Origin of the sequence: Flavobacterium sp. W22_SRS_FP1, assembly GCF_052113685.1 — a bacterium.
Lineage (GTDB): Bacteria > Bacteroidota > Bacteroidia > Flavobacteriales > Flavobacteriaceae > Flavobacterium.
In genome coordinates this window covers 1-7776 of record NZ_JBGQOE010000050.1, presented here as the reverse complement: position 1 = coordinate 7776, position 7776 = coordinate 1, and the positions used below count along the sequence as shown (strand labels likewise).

Here is a 7776-nt window from a genome sequence, read left to right as displayed (position 1 = left end):
GACTTTAATGTCCTTTCTTTTGAAAAAATTATCCTATCCCTTTTCCTGAGAGTTGCATTAACTAATTGAATCTAGTAATATAAATAATAAACAAACAATAAAAAGCGAGGCTATCTGTAAAATGACAGCCTTGTTTTGTTAAACCCCTTTTTTTATTTAACTTAATGCCAAACTATTAGCACTAAATTTGTCGAGGTATTTCTTACGTTGTAAATAAATATTGTCTAAATTTGGAATTATGATTTTATCTAAAAAGAAACAAAACTTAATATTTGCATTTGGCAGATCTAGGCTAACAAATAATTTTTAAACTTAATGATAATTAAAAATAAAAAAACTGATTCAGAGGGAGAATATCACTTTGATAATTTTTTTAATATCTCAGCTGATTTAATTTGTATTGCTGGATTTGATGGTTATTTCAAAAGAATAAATCCAGCTGTTTCAAAATTACTAGGTTATTCAGAAGAGCAGTTATATGCCAACCCTATAAGTAGTTTTGTCTATACGGCAGATCTTAAAATCACAATCGAAACTAGAGAACAAGTATATAAAAACAAACCCCTCTTGAATTTTGAAAATCGATACTTAACTAAAACTGGGGAAATTGTATGGTTGTCTTGGACATCAATGCCTGTTGAAGAGGAAAAATTAGTTTATGCCATTGCTAAAAACATTACACATAAAAAAAGAATTGACCAAGAACGAAATGTTCTCCTTACAAATCTCACAAAAATTAACAAAGACCTTAAAAATTTATCATACACAACTTCTCACGACTTAAAGTCCCCAGTAAATAATTTACTCTCTGTATTTGATCTAATAGATATTTCCAAAATAGATGACGAAGAGACACTTGAGTTTATAGCTATTCTAAAAACTACGACAGAGGGTTTAGGACAAACTTTAAAAAACTCAGTAGCCGCTTTAATTCTTAAAGATGAATTAAATGCACCTATTGAAAAATTAAGTCTGAATCTACATCTAAATGAAGTACTACTTTCTATAAATTCATTAATAAAAAATTCAAAAACGCAAATCAGTATTGATTTTTCTGAACTTGGTGAAATTAATTTCAATAAAGACTATCTGAAAAGTGTATTCTTAAACTTGATTACAAATTCAATAAAATACTCAAAAGCAGACACTTTTCCTTTAGTTTCTATAACTTCTAAAAAAACAAATGGCATCAGTCAATTAATTTATTCTGATAATGGATTAGGTTTTGACATGGATAAAGTACGTGACAAAATTTTTGGATTGCATCAAAAATTCCATGATCATATTGATAGTAACGGAATAGGTCTTTATTTAATTTATAATCATGTTACTAACCTTGGCGGTCACATAAGCGTTGAGAGTAAAATAAATGAAGGAGCTACATTTACTATAACATTTAAAGACTGATTTAAAATATTTGTTTAGACTTACAATGAATTTTCGTATATTTAAAGAGCGACAAAACAGAAGCATGTAACTGCTAAAGTTCAAAAATTTTATGAAACAAATTTTGAAAAAAGCTTATCCTATATCTTCAAACGAAAACTATTCAGCGCTTGAAATACTCCAGTATGTTGTGCTTATTTGCTTCGTGCTTTACTTTGGAAGAACGCTTTTTATACCTCTCAGTTTTTCAATATTGATTAGTTTTATCCTGTTTCCAGTTTGTAAATGGTTAGAAAAAAAAGGATTTACAAAATCGCTTGCTATTTCAATTTCCCTTTCTTCTGTAGTTGTTTTATTGGGAATCCTTATATATGTACCTGTTGTTCAACTAAATCAGTTTTCCCAAGAATGGGAACCATTCAGAAATAAACTGCTAGAAACAGTAAATCAAATCAGTATTTATATTACACAACGGTTTGAAATAAGTAGGGAGGATCAATTGTATTTTTTTAAAAACTCTATTAATAGTTCAGGATCAGGGGCGCTTTCATTTTTGCAGAATGCGGTCTATTCCTTTTCAGAAACTTTTTTCTATCTTTTGATTATTCCTGTTTTTTCAGCGCTCCTACTTTACCATCGCCAAATACTTGCCAATGTTTTGTACCAGATTTTTCCGCCGGAACGAAAAGAAACCATCCGTGAAATTCTAACGGAAACGATACATGCCTACTATAATTTTATAAAAGGAATGCTGTTAGTTTATCTTATAGTTGGCATCTTAAACAGTATCGGCCTTGCTATCGTGGGTGTTCCACATCCTGTTTTGTTTGGCTTTATTGCCTCCATTCTCACTTTTATCCCTTATGTAGGAATCTTGATTTCCTCCCTATTACCCATAGCTGTTTCTTGGATTACATTCAATTCAATTTGGTACCCCTTGGGCGTAATTATTGTTTTTTCTATAGTCCAAATTCTTGAGGCCTATGTAATATTCCCTTTTGCGGTAGGCAGTCGTTTAAAAATCAACACCCTTGTTATAATCATAATGATTACGGCCGGTGGTATTTTATGGGGTGCAGCAGGAATGATTCTTTTCATTCCTTTTACGAGTATAGCCAAGTTAATAGCCGATCGTACTGAAGGATTAAAAACACTATCTATACTATTAGGAGATGGTGAAAGTAAAAAACTAAAGTCATAAAGACCCATCGCAAAGCGCAATACCTATTCGCTTTAGATAAACTAAAACAGCTACAAGAATGAACTTGTGGCTTAGTGCTGTTATTTAGAATCTACTCTATAATTCCATTTTGATCTATTAAATACATTAACGAAGTCATTGTTGCCGCTCCCAGTTCCAATTCTCTTTTATCAACTGCGTTAAATTTATCATTTGCTGCATGATGATAATCAAAATAACGTTGAGAATCTGGTTTCAAACCAGCTTTTACAATCTTTTTAGAAGTCAAAGGACCAATGTCTGAACCACTGTGTCCTTCGACAAAACTGTGTATTAAATACGGTTCAAATAAGCTATTAAAACTCTTTATTTTATCAAAATTAGCAGTGTCACATTCTAAAGAAAACCCTCTTGGACTAAAGCCACCTGAATCACTTTCCATAGCGAATATGTGGTTTTCATTTTTTACCAAAGATAGTTCTTCATATTTCTTACCGCCTCGTAGACCGTTTTCTTCATTCATAAAGAGAACTACGCGTAAGGTATTTTTGGGTTTATATCCAAGATTTTTAAATATGTTTACCACTTCCATACTTTGAACTACTCCTGCTCCATCGTCATGAGAACCATCTGCTAGATCCCAAGAATCGAGATGACCACCAACAACCATAATGTTTTCTGGATGCTCTGTACCTATAATTTCACCAACAACATTATACGATAAAACATCTTCAAATTGCTCGCAAGACTGTTTAAAATAAAATTTCAAATTTGGATTACTCTTAAGCGCTTTACTCAATAATTCTGCTCCATTAGTACTTATTGCAGCAGTGGGAATATACTGTGTTTTTGGAATGTCTCCATAACTCTGTGCACCAGTATGTGGAAAATCATCAAGTCTTAAGTTCATAGAACGCACAATTGTACCTATTGCTCCATACTTTGAAGCTTCTTTTGCTCCATCATATCGTTGATCTACAGCGCCCGAATAAGCGTGAAATGATTCTATTTGTTCGTTGTCCATCGGTCGGTTATAAAAAACAATTTTGCCTTTTATTTTATCTATTCCTACTGTTTTTAACTCTTCGATAGAATGTACTTCGACTACTTCAGCGGTTAATCCATTTGGCGCAGTTGCAATTGAACCACCTAAAGCACAAATAGGCACAATCGTTTTCGTTTTATTATCTAAAATATATGCCGTTTCTTTTTCACCTCTCACCCATTTAGGAACCATTACTTCTTGTAAATACACCTTGTCAAAACCCAATTTTTCCATTTCAGATTTGGTATATAAAACTGCTTTTTCAGCATTCGTAGATCCTGATAGGCGAGAACCAATATCATTTGATAGATGGTCCAACCAAGAATAGCATTTCGAATTTGTCAATGCCGATTTGTAAATTTCTTTCAAAACTTGCTCATCACTTTTTTGGGCATATAGTACTGAACTACCTATGAAAAATAGGGATAATAATGTTATTTTCTTCATGATTAATTTGGATTGTAGATTTCAAAAATACATTTTAAAATTTAAAATCATGTATCATTTTTAAAGGGTACAGGATTCTTTTATTATTTAATTGGTTCAAAACTGATAGCAGCTCCTCCGCCTGGAGCCAAATTCAATTTTATTTTTGATTTGCTTGTTACTACTGTCGTTCTTATTTTGTAAGCGATAGGATTTGCTTTCCAATCGGCATCTTTTGCATCTTCATAAATTATTGCTTTGTATTTTTGTCCTGGAGAAAGGAAGTCCAACTTAATTTCTGATTTTCTTGCGTTTTCATCGGTAATTGCACCTAAAAACCAAGATTTTTTTCCCTTTGCTTTTCTAACAACAGTTAAATAATCTCCTGGTTCTGCTTCAAGGTATTTACTTTCGTCCCAATCTACTGCAACATCTTTGATAAACTGAAAAGCATCTGGATATTTTTCATAATTTTCAGGCAAATCAGCTGCCATTTGAATTGGAGAATACATAGTTACATACAATGCTAATTGTTTTGCTAATGTTGTATGAACTTGCTCCGTTTTATTTTTATCGTAATAGCTCATTTTGATTTCGAAGATTCCAGGCGTATAATCCATTGGCCCACCTAATTGTCTTGTAAAAGGTAAAATCGTTTCGTGCATTAGTGGATTTCCAATACTCCAAGCGTTAAACTCGGTACCGCGAGCTGCTTCGGCGGCTACATAATTTGGATACGTTCTACCATACCCAGTAGGATGTGATGATTCATGTGAATTCACCATTAATTTATAATCGGCAGCACGTCTGGCAACAAAATTAAAATGATTTACCATGGTTTGTCCATCATGAAATTCTCCACGTGGAATAATTTTCCCAACGTAACCTGTTTTGGTAGCTGGATAACCGTATTTAACCATGTTTTCAAAATTACGATCCAAATGACGCTCAAAATTGGCAACAGAACCTGAGGTTTCATTATGCATAATCATTTTTACATTTTTGGATTTGGCGTAAGCCGAAATAGCAGCAATATCAAAATCGGGATAAGGAGTTGTAAAATCGAAAACCTCTTCTTTCCAATTTCCATTCCAATCTTCCCAACCAACATTCCAGCCTTCGACCAAAACACCGTCAAAACCATTTTTGGCCGCAAAATCAATATATCGTTTTGTGTTTTCAGTAGTAGCTCCGTGTTTTCCTGAGGCTTTAGGAGCATCAGCAAAATTAGTTGCATTTTGAGAGCCTGCATAATCCCATGTTGATTTACCTACGTGCATTTCCCACCAAATACCTACATATTTCATCGGTTTAATCCAAGATGTGTCTTCAATTTTTGAAGGTTCGTTTAAATTTAAAATCATTTTTGAACTTACAATATCTCTAGCATCGTCACTAACCATTATAGTTCTCCAAGGCGATACGCAGGGCGTTTGTAAATAGGCTTTATCTCCAATGGCATTAGGAACCAATTGTGAAGTCAATTTATATGTATTGACATCAACATTTAAATGCATTACAGGATAATTAACAACTGCTGCTTCAAAAATATTAAGGTACAATCCAGCTTGAGATTTCATCATTAATGGCGTTTGAACCATGTATTTCCCAGGAATTGATTTCACACCAATTCCATTATTCATATTGATCTTCGTATTGTCTATTTCAGATAATTTCGTTTCGTTGTATTCGTATTCATTACTATCGAAATCGCCCGGAATCCAAAAAACCTTATGGTTATCAGTTAAATTAAATTGCGTAACCTCATCAGAAATAATAAAATAATTCAATTCTTTTTGCCTTGGAAAATCGTAACGAAAAGCTACTCCTTCATCAAAAACTCTAAAAATGATATTCATTTTTACATTCGTTTCTTTTTGAATAAGTGCTACTGTAAGTTCGTTATACTTATTCACGATATTGGCTTGTTCTCCTAAAACAGGTTGCCATGTCTCATTGAACGTTGATTTATCTGACGTAACCATTTCAAAATGAGCGTCCAAAGCTGGTTTTTCTTTTAGCTTTATTCCAAGAGTACTTTCCAGAATTACGGGCTTATTTTTGTAGTTTACGGCGTAAGACGGTCGGCCGTTAGCAGTTAATTTAAAATTAATATCAATTTTACCAGAAGGAGACTGAATACTTTGTGCCTGCGATATATTTAGAAAAAAAATAAGAAAAAGAGAAAATAAGGATTTCATTTTGATTGGTTTTATAGAGTTTACGAATATAACTAAAATCTTAAATTCAGACCGTCTCAGCTACATAAATTATACTATTTTATAAAAAAAACTCCGCTTTAAGTATCGAAGGGCAATCACAATAAACCACACAGCTATCCGAAAGTCAAAAATAAAAAGTGCCTTAGAATCCCGTATTTTTGATTTTGCGAAACAAATAATACTTTATGGGACTCTTCAGGCGAAACAAAAATATCAAAAAACCAGTTATTAGACAAATTATAGAACTTGTTCCTAGATGGATGATCACCTCTTGTGCGAATAAACACAGTTCAGACAAAGGATGTAGTAAATACAAGACTTACGACCAATTTGTTGCTTTAACTTACGGACAGCTAAATAAGTGCTACACTTTAAATGATATTTCCACTGGAATTGGGGTTAGCGAGACTTTTATTGAAGATTTGGGATTGACTCAAAGTCCAGCAAGATCCACTATGAGTGATGGTAATAAAAAGCGGGATTGGAAAGTGTTTGAGTCCTTATATTACAGGCTTTTGAAACATTATGAAAGAGTTCTAAAAAGCGAGTCTCAACGGAATATTATCAAAGAGATTAAAGACCAAAACATAAAATTGATTGACAGTACCACAATCAGCCTGTGTTTAAACATGTTTGATTGGGCAAAGTTTCGGACAGCAAAAGGAGGATTGAAAATACACACCTGCTGGGATGACAATTTGCAAATTCCAGATTTGGTAAATATAACTGAAGCAAAAACACATGACCGCTACGGCATCGGTCAGTTAATATTTTCAAAAGGAACTATTGTTGTGGAAGACAGGGCCTATTTTGATTTTACATTAATGCGGCATCGGATTCAAGCTGAAAATGTTTTTGTTACACGAATTAAAACAAATACATTGTACGAATCCATTCAGGAATTAGACTTGCCCGATAAAGAAGACCAAGATATTATTAAGGACGAAATTATTACTTTAAACAGCAACAAAGCCATAGAGACAGGTATTAACGAGCACAAACTAAGGTTAGTTCATGTTTATAAGGAAGATGAAAATAAGGTTATCGAAATAATAACCAATAATTTAGAATGGTCGGCTAGAACAATAGCTGATTTGTATAAAAAGAGATGGGATATAGAATTATTTTTCAAAGCAATGAAGCAAAACCTACAGATAAAAACATTCCTAGGCACAAGTGAAAATGCAGTTAAATCGCAAATTTATATCGCATTGATCAGTTACTTATTGGTTGAATTGATAAATAGAACGATATCTAAAAAGACAAAGTCTTTCTCTAATCTGGTTGAAAAAATTAGAATCTGTTTAGTGTATTATCTAAGTTTAGATTATGTATGTAATCAAGTTGGAGATGGAGCCAAAAAAATAAGGTCAGAAACAGAATTAAAATTCAGTTCTGACTTATTTTCAGCATAATTTTTTAATTACAACCTGTTTAAAGGAGCTGAATTCAAGTTACTAATGCAACTTTTTGGTTAAACATATAATTTGGTGTTTCAAAATTAAATCTTTTTCTCG

General features: G+C 32.7%; 5 protein-coding genes. 3 read left to right on the top strand and 2 right to left on the bottom strand.

Translation table 11 applies throughout. The features are described 5' to 3' along the window. The first annotated feature begins 315 nt into the window (after positions 1-315). Entirely contained in the window at positions 316-1407 is a 1092-nt protein-coding gene (locus ACEN2H_RS15340) for a PAS domain-containing sensor histidine kinase (protein WP_441733877.1), read from the top strand. 91 nt (positions 1408-1498) lie between these two features. Further along, complete coding sequence (locus ACEN2H_RS15335; protein ID WP_441733875.1) at positions 1499-2587, top strand: AI-2E family transporter; 1089 nt, start codon at positions 1499-1501, stop codon at positions 2585-2587. A gap of 91 nt (positions 2588-2678) precedes the next feature. On the opposite strand, the gene ACEN2H_RS15330 is transcribed toward ACEN2H_RS15335, so the two are convergent. Together ACEN2H_RS15330 and ACEN2H_RS15325 are read right to left on the bottom strand one after the other, a co-directional pair. Then, entirely contained in the window at positions 2679-4058 is a 1380-nt protein-coding gene (locus ACEN2H_RS15330; protein WP_441733873.1) for a M28 family peptidase, read from the bottom strand. Between the two features lie 83 nt (positions 4059-4141). After that, a complete protein-coding gene (locus ACEN2H_RS15325; RefSeq protein WP_441733872.1) occupies positions 4142-6238 on the bottom strand; it encodes a glycoside hydrolase family 97 protein in 2097 nt (698 codons plus the stop codon). Positions 6239-6444: 206 nt separating this feature from the next. Between ACEN2H_RS15325 and ACEN2H_RS15320 the strand changes: the two genes are divergently transcribed. Next, positions 6445-7674, top strand: coding sequence for an IS4 family transposase (locus ACEN2H_RS15320; RefSeq protein WP_441733870.1), 1230 nt, complete (start codon positions 6445-6447; stop codon positions 7672-7674). Positions 7675-7776: the final 102 nt, after the last annotated feature.

Excerpts from the sequence above, each read along its gene's own strand:
- ACEN2H_RS15335 (WP_441733875.1), top strand. The coding sequence starts at position 1,499 with ATGAAACAAATTTTGAAAAAAGCTTATCCTATATCTTCAAACGAAAAC.
- ACEN2H_RS15340 (WP_441733877.1), top strand. The coding sequence starts at position 316 with ATGATAATTAAAAATAAAAAAACTGATTCAGAGGGAGAATATCACTTT.
- ACEN2H_RS15320 (WP_441733870.1), top strand. The coding sequence starts at position 6,445 with ATGGGACTCTTCAGGCGAAACAAAAATATCAAAAAACCAGTTATTAGA.
- ACEN2H_RS15325 (WP_441733872.1), bottom strand. The coding sequence starts at position 6,238 with ATGAAATCCTTATTTTCTCTTTTTCTTATTTTTTTTCTAAATATATCG.
- ACEN2H_RS15330 (WP_441733873.1), bottom strand. The coding sequence starts at position 4,058 with ATGAAGAAAATAACATTATTATCCCTATTTTTCATAGGTAGTTCAGTA.